A 19,094-nucleotide genomic window follows, 5' to 3' on the forward strand; every position below is an offset into this window, starting at 1 on the left:
CAGTCCGCGGCGAGCGCCTCCACCGGGGAGGCCTTGAGCGCCGTGCGGGCCGGGGCCACCGAGGCGACCAGTCCGGCTACCAGGGCGATCACGAGCACCAGCGTCACGTCGAGCCACGGGACCGAGAGGGTGACGTCACCCATGATCCCGAGCCCGGCTGCCGAGCCCGCCCAGCCGTACACGAGCCCGAGCAGGATGCCGAGCACCGCACCGACGCCGGCGATGAGCAGACCCTCGATCGCGAGCATCCCGCGCAGCTGGGCCTTCGACAGCCCGATCGCGCGCAGCGTCGCGGACTCCTTGCGCCGTTCGAGCACCGACAGCGACAGCGTGTTCGCCACGCCGATCAGGGCGATGATCACGGCCACGCCCAGCAGGCCGACGACGATCCCGAGCATCGTGTCGATCACCTGGTCGAACTCGGCGCGCTGCACCGCGATCCCCGTCACCTGGGCCGCCTCGCCGGAGTCCGAGACGACGTCCTGGACCACACCGACGGTCGAGGCGGCGTCCGCCGACCCGGCCAGGGCGACGTACAGCTGGGTGACCACCGGGTCGGCCTGCACCTGGAGCAGGTCGTCGACGACGAGGTAGTTGACGTACGGGGCCGACTCGCTCACCACGACGTCGAAGGTGGCCGTGCCGTCCGCACCGGCGAGCTCCAGCCGGTCGCCGTCGGTGAGGTCGAGCTGCGTCGCTTCGTTGTAGCCCAGCAGCACGGTGCCGGGTGCCAGCCCGTCGAGGTGGTCGGGCGCGTTCAGCACCTCCCGGGCGTCGGCGGGGTCGAGGGCGGTGACCTCGATCTCCCACGGCTCGGCGTCGCTCTGCCCGTCAGCGGGGACCAGCTCGCCGCCCGAGGCGACGATCCCCGGGGTGCCCAGCGGCACGTCGGTCAGCTCGGCGACCGCCGCCACGTCGGCCACGCCCGCGATGTCGGCGCGCAGGCCCTGCGACAGCTCGACCGGGGAGCCGTTCTCGTCGAACGTCGTGCTGGACACCATGGCGTCCACGGGGAACTGCTCGTCGAGCGCCGCCGTCAGCGAGGCCCGGGCGCTGGCCGCGCCCGTCGACATCATCGCGACGAGGGTCACGCCGATCAGCAGCGCCGTGCTCGTCGTGGCTGTGCGGCGCGGGTTGCGCAGCGTGTTCGCCGCGGCCAGCCGGGCCGTCGGGCCCGAGGCCCCGACCGACCGTCCGGCCAGCGACGCCACCTTCGGCAGCCAGAAGACCGCACCGACCGCCACGCCGACGAACGACAGCGCGCCTCCGGCGATCCCGGACAGGAGACCGAACGTGGGGTCCTGCGCCGTCGTCCCGAGCACGGCACCGAGGCCGAGCAGCGCGAAGCCGAGTACGGTGGCCAGCAGCGAGAGCACGAGGCGCACCCGACCCGCTCGGCGCGAGGCGGACGGGGCGTCCGTGGGGCGCAGAGCCGCCAGCGGGGCGACCCGCGTCGCGACCCGGGCGGGGACGAGCGCCGCGCCGACCGTCACGAGGATGCCGACGAGCAGGGGGACGACCATGACGGGCCAGGTGAGCGTGATGCTGTCGGGCAGCGGGACGGGGACGTCCATCGCATGGGCGACCCAGAGGGCGCCCTGCCCGAGCAGCACGCCGAGCAGCACGCCGGCGACCGACGCGATCGCGCCCAGGATCGCGGCCTCGGTGAGGACCCCGCGACCGACCTGCCCCTTGTCCGCTCCCACGCAGCGCAGCAGCGCGAGGGTGCGGGCACGCTGGGCGACGAGCACCTGGAACGTGTTGGCGATCACCAGGCCGGCCACGACGAGGGCGATCGAGGCGAACGTCATGACGAAGATGAGGAACATCAGGTCCTGACCGCCGGTCAGGGTCGCGGCCACGTCGGCGGCCCGCTCGTCGGTCGGGACCACCCAGCGGGTGTCGCCGATCGTCGTCGCGGCCCCCGTCGCCGTGGCCAGCGCGGCCTGGACGGTGGCCACGTCGGCCCCCGGCGCGACCACGACGCCGACCTCCTCGCTGCCCGTCGCAGCGCCGTCCTCCTCGGCGATCCAGGTCGCGAAGGTGTCGGCGTCGACGACGGCGGCACCGCCGACCTCCGAGTACGCCCCGTACGGGTCGTCGAGGAGCCCGACGACGACCGGTCGCTCGGTCACCTGCTGCCAGGTCTCGTCGTCGGCAAGCACGTCGCGGGTCAGGTTGACCCGCTCTCCGGTCTCGACGTCCAGCCGTTCGGCGACGGACTCGGGGAGGGCGACCTCGTCGTCCCCCGCAGGCATCGACCCGACGGTGGTCACCATCGGCATGAGCCGGTCGTCAGCGGCGGGGATGATGCTCTGGAAGACGGACCGCGACCCGGCGGAGAGCTGGGCGTAGGTGCTGTCGAACGGGGCGACCGCGTCCACGCCGTCGATCTCACCGAGGGCTTCGACGTCCTCGATCGGGTCCGCCGTCGCACCGACCACCAGGTCGGCGCCGGCGTACCGGGCGGCGATCGAGTCGTAGGTGGTCTGCGTGATGACTCCGCTCGCCAGCAGCGTCGCGGCGACGAACGCCGTGCCGATGACGATCGCGATGCCCGCGGCGGCGAGCCGGCCGGAGCTGCGGCGCATCTGCGCCAGGACGATCCGCAGCATCAGGCACCCGCCTGCGTGCCGTCGTCGGCCACGGGACCCTCGAGGGACCGCAGCGCGTCCAGCCCGGCGAGGACCGCCTCGGGCGTGGGGTCACTGATCTCGCCCGCGATGCGCCCGTCGGCGATGAGGACGACGCGGTCGGCGTACGCCGCCGCGGCCGGGTCGTGCGTGACCATGATGATGGTGCGGCCCAGCTCGCGCACGGAACGACGCAGGAAGCTGAGCACCTCCGCGCCGGAGCGCGAGTCCAGGTTGCCGGTCGGCTCGTCGGCGAAGACGACCTCCGGCTGGGCGATGAGGGCGCGGGCGATGGCGACGCGCTGCTGCTGCCCGCCCGAGAGCTCGCTCGGGCGGTGCTCGAGCCGCTGCTCGAGGCCGAGCGTGCGCACCAGAGTGTCGAACCACTCGCTGTCCACCTTCGCGCCGGCGAGCTGGAGGGGCAGGGTGATGTTGTCGCGGGCCGTGAACATCGGCAGCAGGTTGAACTGCTGGAACACGAACCCGACGCGGTCCCGGCGCAGGCGGGTGAGCGCCTTGTCGCCAAGGCCGGTGATCTCCGTGCTGCCCAGGAACGCCTGCCCCGCCGTCGCGCTGTCGAGGCCCGCGAGCAGGTGCATGAGCGTGGACTTGCCGGAGCCGGACGGTCCCATGATCGCGGTGAACCGGCCCTCGGCGAAGTCGACGTCCACGCCGTCCAGGGCGCGCACCTGCGCCTCGCCGGAGCCGTAGGTCTTGGTCAGCCCGCGCGCCCTGATGGCGAGCCGGCCGGTGTCGGGGGTGTCGGTGTCTGTGACGGGGACGAACACGGTGGTGTCCACGAGATGTCTCCACGGGTCTTGCTCCGGCGGCTCCCGGACGGGAGCTCGATGACACCACCGACGCTACGGACCGGCCGGTGCGCCGTCGTCGGCCCCGGGGCTGGTCGTGGCAGCGCCCGGGTCATACCCAGGTATGACGACCACCCTGAGGACGCCCTGACTGCTCGCCGCGCCGGAACCGGTACCTGGCCAGCACGAACACGGCACCCCCGAGGATGAGGCCCGCGACGGTGACGGCCCACACGTACGCGGGCGCACCGAGCAGGTCCTCGATCAGGACGCGGCTGCGCGACGTGGGGTCCGCCAGCACGACGGCGACGAACGCCGCGACGACGGCGACCACCACTCCCGTCACCACGCGTTCCCAGCGGGAGCCGAGGGAGGCGTTGTCCATCAGGCGGCGACCGGCCCGGACGATGTGCCGGGCACGCAGGAGCCGGAGCGCCCCGACGGCGCGCACCAGGCGCAGGAGCTGCGCGGGGCCGACGGCGAGCACGACGCAGACGACGATCGCGACCGTGACGAGCACCAGCCACCTGTTCCTGCGGACCCAGCGGCGCTTGTCGTCGGAGACGGCGAAGAGCACGACGGTCTCGCCGAGGAGCACCGCCCCGGTCAGGAGGCTGACGGTGGTGCCGACGGTCGCGTACGGCTCCTCCAGCAGCGTGAGCCACACGGCGGGCACGGACGCGAGAGCCGCGACGACGACGGGGACGGCGAAGCGTCGCTGCCACCGGTCCTCGGCGACCTCCTCGGTCCGGGGGGAGGCGTCGACGTCAGGCACCGCACCAGGGTAGTGGGACCGCCGGGCGGGCTCACGAGCCCGGACGCACCAGGCCCGTCTCGTAGGCGGTGACCACGGCCTGCACCCGGTCGCGGGCGCCCAGCTTGGCCAGGACCCGGCCCACGTGCGTCTTCACGGTGGCCTCGGCCACGAACAGCTCGGTGGCGATCTCGGTGTTGGACCGCCCGCTCGCCATGAGGACCAGCACCTCGCGCTCGCGCTCGGTGAGCTCGCCGAGCGCCTGGTGCGCCGGGCCTGCCGCCGTCGCCGGCAGCGCGGTGACCAGGTGCTCCAGGAGCCTGCGCGTCGAGGACGGCGCGATGACGGCGTCGCCGCGGTGCACCGTCCGGATGGCGGCCAGCATCTCCTCGGGCGGGGCGTCCTTGAGCAGGAACCCGGAGGCGCCGGCCCGGATCGCCTCGAGGACGTACTCGTCGAGGTCGAAGGTCGTCAGCACGACGACGCGCGGCGCCTCGGGCTGCGCCGTCAGGTGCCGGGTCGCGGTGAGACCGTCCATGGTGGGCATCCGCACGTCCATGAGCACGACGTCGACGCGGTGGTCGGCGAGGAGGCGCAGCGCCTGCGCGCCGTCGGAGGCCTCGACCGCGACGGTGAGGTCGGGCTGGGAGTCGATGACCATCCGGAAGCCGGCGCGCACGAGCTGCTGGTCGTCGACGAGCGCGACCTTCATGACGTCGGTCATGCGGGCTCCTGGGAGTCGGGGCGCACCGGTGGCACGGAGGATGCCGGCGGTCCTGGGGGCGTGGTGGGCACGGGTGCGGCGGCGGGCACCGGCATCGTGAACCGTACCCGCCAGCCGCCGCCGGGGCGCGGGCCGGCCGTCACCGAGCCGCCGAACATCGCGGCGCGCTCGCGCATCCCGAGCAGCCCGTAGCCGGCCTCGCCGTCGCCGGCTGCCGCCCCGCGACCGTCGTCGGCCACCTCGACCGCCACGGACTCGGCCTCCCAGCGCAGCACGACGGTCACGCGCGGGTCGGGCCCGGCGTGCTTGCGCACGTTGCTCAGCGCCTCCTGCGTGACCCGGTGCAGCGTCAGTCCCGCGCCGGGCGGCAGACGCCGCGCCACACCGACGCGTACCAGCGAGACGCGGGTGCCGGCGTCGCGCGCCTGCGCCACGAGGGTCGTCAGGTCCGCGTCGTCGGGCTGCGGCGCCAGGGGAGCGGAGCCCGACGACGCACCTCGCCCGGGTAGCACCGCGCCTGCCGCGGCGTCGCCCGCCCGGGCCGCGCCGTCGGCCATCGTGCCGCCGTCCGCGCGCCGTGCCCGCCCGCGTGCTGTCGGGCGTGTCCCGTGGCCGGTCGTGCCACCGCCGTCTTCCTGCCAGGGAGCCTCGGGCTCGGGGCCGTCGTCGTCCCGCAGGACGCCGAGCAGGCGGCGCATGTCGGCCAGGGCTGCCCGCCCGGTCTCGGAGATGACGTCGAGGGACCGCACCGCGGCGGCGGGGTCGTTCGCGGCGACGTACCGGCCGCCGTCGGCCTGCGCCACGACGATGGACAGGGAGTGCGCCACGATGTCGTGCATCTCGCGGGCGATCCGGGCGCGCTCGGCGGAGGTGGCGATGCGGGCCTGCTGGTCGCGCTCGAGCTCGAGGCGCTCGGCGCGGTCGCGCAGGGCGTCCAGGGTCACGCGTCGTTGGCGGCGCACGAGCGCCAGCGCCCACACGGCGAGACCCAGGAGGGTGCAGAGCAGGCTCAGGCCGACGAGCTGGCTGAGCTGGCCCGTGCTGCGTTCCTGCACCGCGACGACGGGGCCGATGAGGAACGAGCCCACGACGGTCGAGAGGATGGCGGTGACGTGCGCCCAGCCTGGGCCGTACACGGTGACGGCCCACAGCGCGGCGAGGACCGCGAAGTCCGCGGGGATGAGCAGGGTGTGGCCGGCGAGCAGGTGCGCGAGGGCCACGGCGTAGACGGCGACGGACGACGCGACAGGTCGGGTGCGTCGCCACGCGAGCGGGGCGACCGTGGCCAGGGACCACGCGACGACCCAGCCGGACTGGGTGCGCGTGTCGGAGAGCGTCGTCGCGGTGGCCGCGACGAAGATGCCGAAGAACACCGTGCCGGTGGCGTCCACGGCGAAACGGTGGCGCTCGAACCACGTGCTCAACCGCGCTGACCAGCCCATGCTCGACACCTTAGGCAGGTCAGGAGGCTGCGCGCGTCAGCCCGTGGTGGGACCCGGTCACCGTGCGGCATGGCCCGTGGGGATGATCGGACCACCGTGTCGCGAGGTGCCAGGACCAGGCATATTGCCGCTAGCATGAGGGAATGACCCACGTACTGCTGGCCGAGGACGACCCGGCGATTGCCGAGCCTTTGGCGCGGGCTCTCACGCGTGAGGGTTACGACGTCGTCGTGCAAGGAACTGGTCAAGGAGCGATCGACAACGCCGGGGACGCGGACATCGTCGTCCTGGACCTCGGTCTGCCGGACATCGACGGGCTCGACGTCGCCCGCGAGATCCGTGGTCGCGGGCTCAGCACGCCGATCCTGGTGCTGACCGCCCGCGCCGACGAGGTCGACCTCGTGGTGGGCCTGGACGCCGGTGCCGACGACTACGTGACGAAGCCGTTCCGGCTCGCCGAGCTGCTCGCACGCGTCCGGGCGCTGCTGCGCCGCACCCACGGCGAGGCCGCGGAGGACGAGGAGCTGCGCGCGCAGGACGTCCGTGTCGACGTCGCCGCGCACCGAGCCTTCCAGGGGGAGCGTGAGCTGCACCTGACCACCAAGGAGTTCGACCTGCTCCGGGTGCTCGTGGGCAACGCGGGCTCCGTCGTCGTGCGCGACACGCTCATGCGCGACGTCTGGGGCTCGGACCCGGTCGGGTCCACCAAGACGCTCGACATGCACGTGTCGTGGCTGCGGCGCAAGCTCGGCGACGACGCGAACTCCCCGCGCTACGTCTCCACCGTCCGGGGGCTCGGCTTCCGGTTCGAGCTCGGTCAGCAGGCCTGACCTCCGGTGCGCCGTCGCGTCCTGCTGGCGACGATCTCCGCGGTCGCCGTCGCAGTGGTCCTGCTCGGCGTACCGCTGGGCTTCTTCGGGGCACAGTACGTCGTCGCGAACGAGGAGCGCCGGGTCTCGGACCGGTTGGACACGTTCGTCCGGACCGTCGAGCGCGCCCAGGCGCAGGGTGAGAGTCCCAGCGAGGAGCAGCTCCTGCGCGCAGCGGAGGGGCGCTCCGGAGACCTCCCGGCACGCGTCACCGTCAGCCTGCCCGACGGCGAGCTGCTCGAGTTCGGCGACGTGCTGCGCGAGCCGACCATCTTCAAGGCGGCGCAGACCACCGACGAGCGTGCCTCGGTGTCCATCGAGGTCTCTGCCTGGGGCGCCTACATCAAGGCCGCCCAGACCGTCGCGCTCGCGGTGGTCGCCGGCGTCGTCGCCATCGCGGCCGGCGTGGCGATGGCCGTGTGGCAGGCGAACCGGCTCTCCGCGCCGCTGGTGTACCTCGCGGCGTCGGCCGAACAGCTCGGCTCCGGGCAGGTGCGTCCGAGCCTCGAACCGTCCGGCGTGGAGGAGATCGACCTGGTGGCGGCCGAGCTGGCCCGCAGCGCCGACCGGCTGGCCGGGCGGCTCGCCTCGGAGCGGCAGTTCGCGCAGGACGCCTCCCACCAGCTGCGCACGCCGCTGACCGCCCTGACCATGCGGCTCGAGGAGATCATGCTGACCAGCGACGACGAGGCCGTCGTCGAGGAGGCCAGGGTGTCGCTCGAGCAGGTGGAGCGGCTGGTGACCGTGGTCGACGACCTGCTCTCCACGTCCCGGCGCTCGCAGGGCGGTACCACCGAGGCGGTCGCCCTGGCTGACGTGGTCCGCCAGCAGGAGGAGGAGTGGGCGGAGACGTTCCGCACCGCCGGACGCGTGCTCGTGGTCGACGTGCCGGACGAGCACCGGGTCCTGGCGACCCCCGGTGCGCTGGCGCAGGTGATCGCCACGCTCCTGGAGAACTCCTTGAAGTACGGCGACGGCGTCACGGCGGTGCGCTCGAAACCGTCCGGCCCGAAGGGTGCGGTGGCGCTCGAGGTCTCGGACGAGGGCCCCGGCGTGGCGGACGACATCGCTCCGCGGATCTTCGAACGCGGCACGACGACGGGAGGCAGCACCGGCCTCGGGCTGGCGCTGGCACGTGACCTGGTCGCTGCCGACGGCGGTCGTCTCGAGCTGGCGCAGCGGCGTCCGCCGGTGTTCCGCATCTTCCTCGCCGGGGTGCCGCGCACGCTCGACCCGAGCGTCGTGCTACCGCCCGGGTCGACGATCTCGTCGCGCGGGCGCCGCCGCGGCTGGCTCCACCACAACGAAGGCTGAGACCCGCCCCCCCCCCCCCCCCCCCCCCCCAACGCTCGGGGTCAGCCGACGCCGCGGAAGACCACCGTGCGATACATGACGTACCGGAAGATCGTGCTCAGCACGAGGCCGACCCCGTTCGCCGCGACGTTGTCCGCCAGTGCCGAGTCGAGGCCGAGCACGTACCGGGACACCGCCAGGCATCCGGCCGAGATGGCGAGCCCGCCGACGTTCACCGCGGCGAACTCCAACAGCTCGCGTCCGCGGCGCGGGGTACGGCGGTCCGCGAACGTCCAGTACCGGTTGCCGACCCATGCCACGAGAGTCGCGACCGCCGCCGCGATGATCCGCACCGTGATCGGCTTGTGGGCGAGCACGTCGACAGGCCCGTGCAGCATCAGGTTGAACACGGCGAGGTCCACCACGAACGCGAGCGCGCCCACCGAACCGAACCGCAGCAGCTCGATGCGCCGCGCCCACAGTGCGAGCATCGTGCGCGCCGGCCACCGCTGCGGGGCGGGTGCGGCTGCCGGGGCACGAGACATGCGGGCCACCTTATCGGCCCGGCCGGTATCCTCGACCAACGTGACGCCCCCCGCCAGTGCCCCCGTCCCACCCGTGGTCGCCGTCGTCGGTGGCGGCCAGCTCGCCCGCATGATGGCCCCGGCCGCCGCCGAGCTCGGTGTCCACCTGAGGGTGCTCGTCGAGGACCCCGCGACAGCGGCGGCGCAGGTCGTCGTCGACGCCCCGGTCGGGGCCGCGTCCGACGAGGCGGCGATCCGCGCGCTCGTGGCCCCCGCGGACGGACGGGCCGCGGCCGACGTGCTGACCTTCGAGCACGAGCACGTGCCGAACAGCCTCCTGGCCGACCTGGTCGACGGCGGCACCCCGGTGCGGCCGGGCCCTGGAGCCCTGGTGCAGGCCCAGGACAAGATCGTGATGCGCCGTCGGCTCACCGAGCTCGGGGCCCCGTGCCCGCGCTGGGCGGCGCTGCCCACCGATCCGGAGGCCGCCCGGTCCGCGCTCGAGGTCTTCCTCGACGGCGCACCGGGCGGTGAGGCGGTGGTGAAGACCGCTCGGGGCGGCTACGACGGCAAGGGCGTGCGCGTGGTCGCCGCACCGACGGAGGCGGACGACTGGATCGCCGCCCACGCCGCGGGAGGCCCCGAGCTCCTCGTCGAGGACAAGGTGCCGTTCAGCCGTGAGCTCGCGGTGCTCGTCGCCCGCCGGCCGTCGGGAGAGGTGCGGACATGGCCCGTGGTGGAGTCGATCCAGCGGGACGGCGTCTGCGCCGAGGTGATCGCGCCCGCTCCGCGCCTCGACCCGCAGCTTGCCGAGCGGGCTCGCCAGGTAGCCGTCCAGGTGGCCGAGGGGCTCGACGTGACCGGCGTCCTCGCGGTGGAGATGTTCGAGGTGCCGGACGGTGACGGCGGACCGGTGGTGCTCGTCAACGAGCTCGCCATGCGTCCGCACAACTCCGGACACTGGACGATCGACGGCGCCGCGACGAGCCAGTTCGAGCAGCACCTCCGGGCGGTGCTGGACCTGCCGCTCGGTGCGACCGCGCCGACCGCACGCTGGACCGTCATGGCGAACGTCCTGGGCTCGAGCCTGGAGCGCCTCACGGACGCGCTGCCCGACCTCGGCGCGCGGTTCCCGGAGGCGCGCGTCAACCTGTACGGCAAGGACATCCGCCCGGGCCGCAAGCTGGGACACGTCAACGTCAGCGGCGACGACCTGGACGAGGTCCGCCGCCGTGCGGTCGCCGCGGCCGCCCTGCTGCGCGGCGAGGAGATCGAGGAGAACTGATGAGCGAGAACAAGCCCGTCGTCGGGATCGTCATGGGGTCGGACTCCGACTGGCCCGTCATGCAGGCCGCGGCCGAGGCGCTGGACGAGCTGGGCGTGGCCAGCGAGGTGGACGTGGTCTCGGCGCACCGGATGCCGACCGAGATGATCGAGTACGGTCGCGGTGCCGCCGACCGGGGCCTGCGGGTGGTCGTGGCGGGTGCCGGGGGAGCGGCGCACCTGCCGGGCATGCTGGCCGCGGTCACGCCGCTGCCGGTGATCGGCGTGCCGGTGCCGCTCAAGCACCTGGACGGGATGGACTCGCTCCTGTCGATCGTGCAGATGCCGGCCGGAGTCCCGGTCGCCACGGTGTCGATCGGGGGCGCCCGCAACGCCGGCCTGCTCGCGGCGCAGATCCTCGGTGCGGGCACCGATGCGGAGTCCCTCGCGCTGCGCGAACGGATGGTCGCGTTCCAGGCCGAGCTGCGCGACGTCGCGCACGCCAAGGGCGAGCGGCTGCGCGAGACCCGCCGCGCCACGCCGAGGTAGTACCGGTCGTGCCGAGGTAGTACCGGGTCGCGTCGAGGGGGTGCCGCGTCGGATGGTGTCGTTCCGTCGTGCGTCAGCAGGTGGTGGCTCCGTGCAGGTCGTCGCAGTGGAGGCGGACGCGTGCTTCGGTGACGGTGAGGGGTTCGGTGGTGCTGGTGGTGGTGATGGTGCCGTCGATGGTGGTCCAGGTGCTGGTGCCGGCGATGCGGAAGTGGCCTTGCCAGGTGGTGTCCAGGGTGACGGTGACGGTGTCGCGGTACCAGTCGCCCTGGTCGTCGACGTGGGTGTCGGGGTCGTGGGCGGGGTCGCCGAGGTGGGTGTAGGTGTGCCCGATCCAGGATGCGTCGGGGCTGGGGTTGTCCTGGGTCCAGGCTCGGCCGGGGTCGGTGGTGGTCAGTGTGTCGCCGCCTGGGGTGTGGGGGTCGTCGAAGTTCCACGTGTATTCGACCGGGTCGGCGCGGATCTCGACGGGCACGTCCAGGAGGGTGGCCTGTTGGGTCTGGGGTTGGGTGGTGGCGTAGGCGGGGTAGTGGACGTTGACCAGCAGCGGTTCGCGGGCTTGGACCGTGGCGGTGGGGGTGGTGATCTGCATGGCGGCGAAGGCGCGTCGGGCCTGGGCGGCGACGTCGGCCGGGGTGATGCACTCGCGGCCGGAGACCTGCTCGGGTGCGGTGTAGGTGCCGTCGTCCTGGAGGCGTTCGACCCACAGCTCGGCGAGCTCGTACTCGTCGTCGTTGCAGGGGGCGCTCTCGATGTCCGCTTCTCGTGAGCCGTCGGGGCAGGTGTCCAGGGTGGTGATCAGCTCGATGCCGTCCGCGGTGGTGGCGATGTTGCAGGTGTGGGTGTCGGTGCGGAAGTACCGGTCGCGGGGGCCGTCGTCCTCGGACGTCGAAGGGTTCTCAGCATCGCCTACAGCGCCGAGCCCAATAGTGTCGCTGGGGTCATCAAGGATTGGTGAATATGGGTCGGGAGACGGTCCCATTACGATAGCTGCGGCGACGATCGCGGTGGTCAGGACTCTCAACGGGACGACTCCTCATCTAGTGGTGCGATTCCGAGGACCTTCCATCCGCCTTCGACGTAAGAGACTTCCATTCGAACGAGCCCTTGGTCTTCATCGAACTCGGCTGCAACTGTGCCGTCGGAGGTGATGATTGTGGCCTCAGCGGTGGAAATCTCGACATCGAGCGGCCACCCTCCGGTGGACTCATCCTGCTCGTAGGTGTGCAAGATCGTTACTTGGATCTCACCGCCTTCGAAGACGTCGCCGTTCTCGGCGATGGTGCGGGCTTGCTCGAGCCGTTGGATGCACGTGTTGCATTCCTTGTGCGACATGTCTTCCCACTCGTCCGTGTCGCCTGTTTTCATGATGTACGGGTCGAGCAGTTGAAAGTACTTCGCGGCGGCCTCGGCACCCTGGTAGCCGTCGTCATCCATCTCGGCGGGCCGCTCGGGAGCGATCACGACCGGAGCGGGTGAGGACTCGACGGGCGAGGGCGACGGGCTCGAGGTGGCCTCCGCCGTCGTCCCTGGCTCTGTGGGTGCGGGTTCGGAGGTGGTGCATCCGGCGAGCAGCAGCGCGACCAGCGCGGCCGCACCGAGGATGGTGGCACGGGACATCAAGGGTTCCTTCACCAGGGGAGTCGACGGCGACATCCACGACACCGTAGCGAAACCACAGGTCCCCTGCGCGCCCCTGTGGACAACGTCTCGCCCACTGGAACGAGCGCTCCTACCTCGGCCGTTGTCCTACTACCTCGGCGGGGTCAGAGACCGCCGACCGTCGAGCCGGGTTCGAGGTTGCCGTCGCGAAGATCCGCCCAGAACGTGTCGGCATCCTCGGAGAGCAGGACGGTCGAGCCGACGCCGCCGCCCGGGTTGTAGCCAGGGTTGGCGATGGGCGGCGTGCCCGTGACCCCTTCAGGACCGGTCGCCCCCTTGAAGGCGAGAGCCAGCCGGCCCAGGTCGAACAGGCCCGTCTTCTGGTCCACCACCAGGGCGTCCGTCCCGGCGCCGACGAGCTGGACCTGGTCGATCGGGTTGAGGAGCACGCTCGGCTGCACGGCGGTGTCGGCGATGCCGGCGATCACCTGCTGCTGCCGCTCGGCCCGCCCGATGTCGCCCTTGGGGTCCGAGTACCGCATGCGGGAGAAAGCGAGGGCGGTGGCGCCGTCGGACTGGTGGCACCCCGCCTCCCAGACCAGCTCGGACTTCGGGTCGTCGACGTCGTAGTCGAGGCAGAGCTCGACGCCGCCGACGGCGTCCACGATCTCCTCGAGGCTGCCGAATCCCACCTCGGCGTAGTGGTCCACGGTGAGGCCGCTAAGGGTCTCGACGGTCCGGACGAGGAGGGGCGCGCCGCCCCAGGCGTAGGCGGCGTTCACCTTGTTCATGCCCTCGCCAGGGATCTCGGCATAGGTGTCGCGGGGGATGGAGATGAGCGCGGTCGGGCCGCTCCGCGGCTTGTGCAGCACCATGATCGTGTCGGTGCGAGCGCCGGAGGTGCCGTCGTCGACGCCGCCCGAGCCGCGGGCGTCGGACCCGGCGAGCAGGTACGTGGTCCCCGGCGTCCCCTCGGCGTCCGAGAGAGCGTCGGTGTGCTGGATCTGCCCGTCGGCCCAGATGATGAGGCCGATCGGCCAGGCGAGGAGCAGCACCAGGACGAGGAGGAACGCGAGCCCGGCGACCCGACGCTTGCGCACCCGGAACCCGCCCGGACGGTTCCGCCCGGGTCCGGAGGGGCCGCGCCCCGACCCGCCACCGTTGCCGCGTGCTGCGGCGGGCGTGGCGGCGGCTGCCGGCGGACGCTGCCGGGCAGGCATGACGCGTGTCCCGGAGTCGCCGGCGGGTCGTCGGGCGGCGGGCTGCCCCGCAGGCCGCGGTGCATTGGTCCGCGAGCTGCCGACGGCGGGGGCGTACGACTGCGGCTGCCGCGAGGGCGCCGCGGACCGGCGTTGCGGTGCCTGCGGCGTCACGGGGATCTCGCGCGACGACTGCCGGCGGACGCGGGGCTCGCGCGACTCCATCGGCACGGCGTCGTCACGGCGTCCCACGCGGCCGCCGGGATGTGGCCGGGCGGAGCCGGCGCCGCCGACCGAGATGGCGTCGCCGGTCTGCTGGGGGCGCGAGCTGTGGCCGCCGGTGGGCGTGAAGCTCGGGGGGATGCGTCGCTCGTCCGTCACGAGATCACCCGCAGACCGAGGTGACGTCGGCGCCCGTGAAGGCTTCGGCGCCGGCCTCACGGGTCTCGGTGGGTTCCGGCTCCGGCTCGGCGTCCGTGGCGTCCTCGTTCTCGTCGGCCGGCTGCTCGCCGGACCCGTCGGTCGTGTCGTTCGCCGCGTCGCCCTCGTCCGCCGCGTCGTTCGCGGACTCGTCGTCGGTCGAGCCGTCCTTGCCGGCTGCGCTCTCCTCGTCCGCCGGCTCCTCCTCGATCACGTCGCTCAGTGGACGGTCGTGCTTGAGGTTGTCGAACACCGTCACCGCATCGTCGGTGAGCACCACGTTGTTGGGGTTCGACGGGTCGTACTGCCACGGGACCGTCATGAAGGCGATCGTGTCAGGTCGCAGGCCGCGGGCGCTGTACGCCAGCCCGGCGAGTCCTTGGATCGAGCCGAGGTTGCTGCTCATCGTGAGCGAGTCGGTCACGGCTCCGAGGAACTGCAGGAGCTGCGGGGAGTCGGTGAGCAGGTTCTGGCCGAGGACGGTGCGCGCGAGGGCGGCCATGAGCTCCTGCTGGCGGCCGATCCGGCCGATGTCGGAGCCGTCGCCGAGCCCCTGGCCGGTCCGGGCACGGGCGTACTTCAGCGCGGTCTCGCCGTCGAGCTTCTGCGTGCCCGCGGACAGCACGAGGTTGTCCGCCTTCTTCGACGAGATGTCGTTCGGGATGCACATCTCGACGCCGCCGAGCGCCTCGATCATCTTCTCGAACCCGGCAAAGTCGACGACGATGAACCCGTCCATGCGCACGTCGGAGATCGTCTCGATCGTCTTCATCGTGCACAGGGCGCCGGACTCGACGTCGCCGCCGGTCATGACGCCCTGGGCGAAGGCTCCGTTGAACTTCGTCCCGAACAGCGGCGCGGTCTCCCCGCCGGAGGACGTGGGACACGCGGGGACGTCGATCGTCGTGTCGCGCGGGATCGACATCAGCTCCACGCGGGACCGGTCGGCGGAGATGTGCATGATCATCGTGGTGTCGGACCGGGCACCGTCCGTGCCGTCGTCGACCACGCCGGCGTTGTCGCCCCCGCGGGAGTCCGAGCCGAGCAGCAGGACGTTGAGGGGCGACCCCGCGGACGGGTCCTCAGGGACGACGACCTCGGGGCGGTCCGAGCCCAGTGCGGCGTCGGCGTCGACGGTCTGGATGTTCCCCGTGAGCTTGACGGCGGCCGTCGCGGCCCCGACGCCCGCGAAGGCGACGGCCGCGGTCGCCACCATCCCGACGGCGCGCACGAGCGAGTGCCGTCGCAGCGTCCGGGCGTGCGCCGGCCCGCGGGACGGTTCGTCCCGTGGCGCGACGTGGCGGGCAGGCGTGTGGTTCACGATAGGTGAGCATAGATGCCTTGGCCGTCGGTGCTGCGGTCCCCCAGGTCCGATGCGGTAGAGGAACTGTGAGGGTCAGAGCCGCGAACCCACCGAGAACTGCTTCTTGGTGACCTTGAGGATGACGTGCACCTTGGGCATCGACCCTCCGTTGACCTGGCGGGCGCGAGCCTTCGACACGGGCCGGAGCACGCCGTTGCGCAGGATGTAGATCTGGCTCTTGCCGTTCTGGCGCACGGCCACGACGCGGCTCCATCCGCCGGAACGCGGCACCTCGGACTTGAGCGCCTTGCGCCAGTCCTGGCTCTTCGTCGACGACCGGAACTTCCCGGTGCCGTCGGTCCGTGCGAGTCCGCGCGTCGTCAACAGGAACGAACGGCCGTTCTTGCCCTCGACGACGCCCGTCGTCTTGCCGATGTTCGGCAGCCGGGCCATGCTGCCGCGGTCCAGGTAGCCGCGGTCGAGGTCGCCGAGGGGCGTGTTCTTCTGCAGGTAGTTGCCGATCTTCCCGCTGTGCTTGCGGCCGTTGATGATGAGCCGGTCGTTGCCGTTGCTGCGGTTGGTGACGATGACGCCCGGGCGAACGATCGGGTTGCCGTACGGGAGCCTCCTGAGCGCGTCGGGATGCAGGGACACCGAAGAGGAGGATTTCTTGGCGCGCCGGAGCGAGGCGGTGTCGAAGGCTTCGCGCTTGCTGCCGGTGCCGATCCAGAAGAGTCGGCCGTTGCTCCGGACGGTGCGCTGCAGGCGGCTGCTCTTGATGAGGCCCTTCCACGTCGTGCTGCTCACCTTGCGCGCGCTGCTGCACCGCTCGCCGTAGTGCTTGACCACGGAGCAGTACGCCAGGTGCTTGCGGCCGTTCTCCACGAGCGCGACCTTGCCGCCGGGGTTCCGGATGAAGCTCCCGTCAGGGATGTTGCCCTGGAACTGCCTGGCTGCGGCTCGCTCCTGCGCGGCGGTCGCGCGGCGGCGGATCTCGCCCAGCTTCTTGTAGAGCGTGCGGCCCGGGCAGGCGGTCTGCGCGACGTTCCGGTGCCCGTGGATGCGTTGCTCGCGGGTGCCGTTGATCTTCACGGACCCCTTCGCGCGGACGCCGTGCAGCGAGAGCTTCCAGGCGGCCAGGCTGACGACGGCGCTGACGGCGGACTTGGAGACCGTCGCGTTCTCGTAGTTGCCGAGCACCGAGATGCCCGTGGTGTTCGTGTTGTAGCCGAGGGCGTGGCCACCGATGGTCTGCTTGGTGACTCCTCCGGAGCGCCCTTCCCAGATGCGTCCGTACTTGTCGACGAGGAAGTTGTAGCCGATGTCGCCCCAGCCCCGCGTCTTGGCGTGGTAGGCGTAGATCCCGCGGATGATGGCCGGCACCTTGGACTTCGAGTAGTTGTTGGTGCCGGCGGTGTGGTGGATCGTCGCCGCGCGGATCGAACCCCGCTTGGGCTTCCAGGTCATCATCTTCTCGTTGGCGCCCCACGCCTTGCGCGAGTTGATGGACGGCCGCGGGGTCACGGCGCTCACCGCAGCGACGGACGCGCCACCGGGCGAGACGCCCTCGGGCGGGGTGGGCACGTCGTCGTCCGCGGGGGACGTGCCGGGGTCGACGACGGTGAGCTTCAGGTCGTGCACCGGCTCCGTGCCGGAGACCCGTGCCTGGACGCGTGCCACGTCGCCGACGACGACGGGTTCGGTGCCGTCGAGCGTGCCGTCGGGCGCGGGCTCTGCCGAGACCTCCTCCCAGGCGTCCCAGCCGGCGTCGCCGTCGGCCGGTGCTTCGGGGTCCGCGCTGGTCCGCACCTCCACGACGAGGGCGCCCTCGGCGACGTCGCCGGACCACGTGACGCCGACGACGGCGAAGCCGGTGGCGTCGGCCGTCGCGACCTGGGGCTCGGCCTCGGGGGCGAGCAGGGGGACGACCTCGTCGGAGTCGGCCCCGCCCTCGGCCCCGGCCTCGCCGTCGCCTGTGGCCACATCCTCGGCCGGGACGAACTCCGCCTCCTCGGACTCGGGCGTCACGGGTCTCGCGGCGGCGGGGTCCTCGGCGGTCCCGTCGGCCGCCTCGACGGCTGCGGGCGCAGCGGCCGCGGGCGCTGCGTCGGCGGCGGGCGCGGCCTGCGCACCCGGCGGCACGAGGAGGGCGAAGGAGAGCAGTCCGACGACTCCGGTGGCGAGTGCAGACCGGGTCCTGGAGCGAGTGTGACGGTTCACACAGCGCACGCTACGTTCGGCCGAGTGGTTGCGCAGGGCGACATCGGACCGGTCCGGATGTGGTCGGCATGTCGGGTCCGTCCGGTTGGGTCGGCGGAGTGTTCACGCGCACGCCAGCGGGTTCACCCGCCCTGGCCGCCCGGACGCAACCGAGTGTCCCTAGACTCGCCAGCATGCGGATCTCGGTGATCGGGCTGGGCTATCTCGGTGCGGTCCATGCGGCGGCGCTCGCGGCATCGGGCCACGACGTCGTCGGTGTGGACGTCGATCCGGAGAAGGTCGGTGCCCTGGCGCTCGGCAAGGCACCCTTCTACGAACCGGGCTTCGACGAGCTCCTCGTCGACGCCATGCGCAGCGGCCGTCTGCGGGTGGGTACCGACGTCGGGGCGGCGGCCGGCTGCGCGGTGCACTTCGTGTGCGTGGGTACCCCGCAGGCTGCCGGGTCGTCCGCCGCGGACCTGCGGTACGTGGACGCGGCCGTCGAGTCGCTGCTGCCGCACCTGGCGGTGGGGGACGTCGTCGTGGGCAAGTCGACCGTGCCGGTCGGGACCGCGGGGCGCCTCGCCGGGGTCGTCTCAGCCGCCGTGCCCGGTGCCGTCCTGGCGTGGAACCCGGAGTTCCTCCGGGAGGGCCACGCGGTCGACGACACGCTGCACCCGGACCGGATCGTCTACGGGGTGCCCGAGGGCGAGGCGGGGGAACGGGCCTCGCGGCTGCTGGACGAGGTCTACGCCGTCCCGCTGGCAGACGGGATGCCGCGGATCGTCACGGACTACCCGACGGCGGAGCTGGTGAAGGTCGCGGCGAACTCGTTCCTGGCCACCAAGATCTCGTTCATCAACGCGATGGCCGAGCTGTGCGAGGTCGCCGGTGGTGACGTGACCCAGCTCGCGGACGCGATCGGGCACGACGTGCGGATCGGGCGGCAGTTCCTCAATGCGGGGCTGGGCTTCGGGGGTGGTTGCCTGCCGAAGGACATCCGCGCGTTCACGGCCCGTGCCGAGGAGCTCGGCGCCGGCGAGGCGGTCGCCTTCCTCGGGGAGGTCGATCGCATCAACGGCCGACGTCGTGAGCGGATGGTCGAGCTGACGGCCGAGATGCTCGGTGGTTCGGTGGTGGGCCGTCGCGTGGCGGTGCTGGGTGCAGCCTTCAAGCCGGAGAGCGACGACGTGCGCGACTCGCCCGCCCTCGAGGTCGCGACGCGGCTGCACGAGGCGGGTGCGGACGTCGTGGTCACCGATCCCCAGGCCGTCCCGACGGCCCGCCTGCGCGCGCCGCAGCTCGCCTGCACCGAGGACGTGGACGAGGCGCTGCGGGGCGCCGACGTCGTCCTCCTGCTGACCGAGTGGCGCCAGTTCCGCGACCTCGACCCGGTGCGGGTCGGCGAGCTCGTCGCCGGCCGGACGGTGCTCGACGGCCGGCAGGCGCTGGATCGCGCGGCCTGGGAGGCGGCGGGCTGGCGCTATCGCGCGCTCGGGCGCAGCTGAGCG

General features: G+C 72.5%; 16 protein-coding genes. 5 read left to right on the top strand and 11 right to left on the bottom strand.

Going from position 1 to position 19,094, the window contains the following annotated elements; all coding sequences use genetic code 11:
• From ACH5HR_RS15905 to ACH5HR_RS15925, 5 genes are all read right to left on the bottom strand, one after another.
• On the bottom strand, window positions 1-2,615 hold a 2,615-nt coding region (locus ACH5HR_RS15905), incomplete at its 3' end, for an ABC transporter permease (protein WP_416477711.1).
• The gene (locus tag ACH5HR_RS15910; RefSeq protein ID WP_416477710.1) at window positions 2,615-3,433 is read right to left on the bottom strand and encodes an ABC transporter ATP-binding protein; all 819 of its coding nucleotides are present in this window, start codon (window positions 3,431-3,433) and stop codon (window positions 2,615-2,617) included. The genes ACH5HR_RS15905 and ACH5HR_RS15910, both read right to left, overlap by 1 nt.
• A 121-nt stretch (window positions 3,434-3,554) precedes the next feature.
• Window positions 3,555-4,217, bottom strand: a complete 663-nt coding sequence (locus ACH5HR_RS15915) for a hypothetical protein (protein WP_416477708.1) — start codon at window positions 4,215-4,217, stop codon at window positions 3,555-3,557.
• Window positions 4,218-4,248: 31 nt separating this feature from the next.
• Window positions 4,249-4,920, bottom strand: coding sequence for a response regulator (locus ACH5HR_RS15920; protein ID WP_416477706.1), 672 nt, complete (start codon window positions 4,918-4,920; stop codon window positions 4,249-4,251).
• On the bottom strand, window positions 4,917-6,362 hold the full coding sequence (locus tag ACH5HR_RS15925) for a sensor histidine kinase (protein ID WP_416477705.1): 1,446 nt from the start codon (window positions 6,360-6,362) through the stop codon (window positions 4,917-4,919). The genes ACH5HR_RS15920 and ACH5HR_RS15925 overlap by 4 nt, the downstream gene beginning before the upstream one ends.
• Before the next feature lie 143 nt (window positions 6,363-6,505).
• Between ACH5HR_RS15925 and ACH5HR_RS15930 the strand changes: the two genes are divergently transcribed.
• Window positions 6,506-7,192: a response regulator transcription factor gene (locus ACH5HR_RS15930; RefSeq protein WP_402377408.1), complete on the top strand. Its 687-nt coding sequence runs from the start codon at window positions 6,506-6,508 to the stop codon at window positions 7,190-7,192.
• A gap of 6 nt (window positions 7,193-7,198) precedes the next feature.
• On the top strand, window positions 7,199-8,545 hold the full coding sequence (locus ACH5HR_RS15935; RefSeq protein WP_402377406.1) for a sensor histidine kinase: 1,347 nt from the start codon (window positions 7,199-7,201) through the stop codon (window positions 8,543-8,545).
• Between the two features lie 41 nt (window positions 8,546-8,586).
• On the opposite strand, the gene ACH5HR_RS15940 is transcribed toward ACH5HR_RS15935, so the two are convergent.
• The gene (locus ACH5HR_RS15940) at window positions 8,587-9,069 is read right to left on the bottom strand and encodes a GtrA family protein (protein WP_402377404.1); all 483 of its coding nucleotides are present in this window, start codon (window positions 9,067-9,069) and stop codon (window positions 8,587-8,589) included.
• Between the two features lie 40 nt (window positions 9,070-9,109).
• Here ACH5HR_RS15940 and ACH5HR_RS15945 point away from each other — a divergent pair, with 40 nt between their 5' ends.
• Together ACH5HR_RS15945 and purE are read left to right on the top strand one after the other, a co-directional pair.
• Window positions 9,110-10,333, top strand: coding sequence for a 5-(carboxyamino)imidazole ribonucleotide synthase (locus ACH5HR_RS15945; RefSeq protein WP_416477703.1), 1,224 nt, complete (start codon window positions 9,110-9,112; stop codon window positions 10,331-10,333).
• The gene (gene purE, locus ACH5HR_RS15950) at window positions 10,333-10,860 is read left to right on the top strand and encodes a 5-(carboxyamino)imidazole ribonucleotide mutase (RefSeq protein WP_402377398.1); all 528 of its coding nucleotides are present in this window, start codon (window positions 10,333-10,335) and stop codon (window positions 10,858-10,860) included. Before ACH5HR_RS15945 ends, purE begins: the two co-directional genes overlap by 1 nt.
• Window positions 10,861-10,933: 73 nt before the next feature.
• Here purE and ACH5HR_RS15955 read toward each other — a convergent pair whose 3' ends face one another.
• From ACH5HR_RS15955 to ACH5HR_RS15975, 5 genes are all read right to left on the bottom strand, one after another.
• Window positions 10,934-11,842, bottom strand: a complete 909-nt coding sequence (locus ACH5HR_RS15955; protein ID WP_416478782.1) for a hypothetical protein — start codon at window positions 11,840-11,842, stop codon at window positions 10,934-10,936.
• Between the two features lie 38 nt (window positions 11,843-11,880).
• Window positions 11,881-12,495: a DUF6318 family protein gene (locus ACH5HR_RS15960; RefSeq protein ID WP_416478784.1), complete on the bottom strand. Its 615-nt coding sequence runs from the start codon at window positions 12,493-12,495 to the stop codon at window positions 11,881-11,883.
• A gap of 131 nt (window positions 12,496-12,626) precedes the next feature.
• Window positions 12,627-14,042, bottom strand: a complete 1,416-nt coding sequence (locus ACH5HR_RS15965) for an LCP family protein (RefSeq protein ID WP_416478785.1) — start codon at window positions 14,040-14,042, stop codon at window positions 12,627-12,629.
• 4 nt (window positions 14,043-14,046) lie between these two features.
• Window positions 14,047-15,402: an LCP family protein gene (locus ACH5HR_RS15970; protein ID WP_416478787.1), complete on the bottom strand. Its 1,356-nt coding sequence runs from the start codon at window positions 15,400-15,402 to the stop codon at window positions 14,047-14,049.
• 75 nt (window positions 15,403-15,477) lie between these two features.
• The gene (locus tag ACH5HR_RS15975) at window positions 15,478-17,604 is read right to left on the bottom strand and encodes a peptidoglycan recognition protein family protein (RefSeq protein ID WP_416478789.1); all 2,127 of its coding nucleotides are present in this window, start codon (window positions 17,602-17,604) and stop codon (window positions 15,478-15,480) included.
• Between the two features lie 173 nt (window positions 17,605-17,777).
• Between ACH5HR_RS15975 and ACH5HR_RS15980 the strand changes: the two genes are divergently transcribed.
• Window positions 17,778-19,091, top strand: a complete 1,314-nt coding sequence (locus ACH5HR_RS15980; protein WP_416478790.1) for a UDP-glucose dehydrogenase family protein — start codon at window positions 17,778-17,780, stop codon at window positions 19,089-19,091.
• Window positions 19,092-19,094 lie beyond the last annotated feature (3 nt).

It is taken from the genome of Isoptericola maris, assembly GCF_048065335.1.
Taxonomy (GTDB): domain Bacteria; phylum Actinomycetota; class Actinomycetes; order Actinomycetales; family Cellulomonadaceae; genus Isoptericola; species Isoptericola rhizosphaerae.

Excerpts from the sequence above, each read along its gene's own strand:
- ACH5HR_RS15920 (WP_416477706.1), bottom strand. The coding sequence starts at position 4,920 with ATGACCGACGTCATGAAGGTCGCGCTCGTCGACGACCAGCAGCTCGTG.
- ACH5HR_RS15925 (WP_416477705.1), bottom strand. The coding sequence starts at position 6,362 with ATGGGCTGGTCAGCGCGGTTGAGCACGTGGTTCGAGCGCCACCGTTTC.
- ACH5HR_RS15930 (WP_402377408.1), top strand. The coding sequence starts at position 6,506 with ATGACCCACGTACTGCTGGCCGAGGACGACCCGGCGATTGCCGAGCCT.
- ACH5HR_RS15940 (WP_402377404.1), bottom strand. The coding sequence starts at position 9,069 with ATGTCTCGTGCCCCGGCAGCCGCACCCGCCCCGCAGCGGTGGCCGGCG.
- purE (WP_402377398.1), top strand. The coding sequence starts at position 10,333 with ATGAGCGAGAACAAGCCCGTCGTCGGGATCGTCATGGGGTCGGACTCC.
- ACH5HR_RS15955 (WP_416478782.1), bottom strand. The coding sequence starts at position 11,842 with ATGGGACCGTCTCCCGACCCATATTCACCAATCCTTGATGACCCCAGC.
- ACH5HR_RS15980 (WP_416478790.1), top strand. The coding sequence starts at position 17,778 with ATGCGGATCTCGGTGATCGGGCTGGGCTATCTCGGTGCGGTCCATGCG.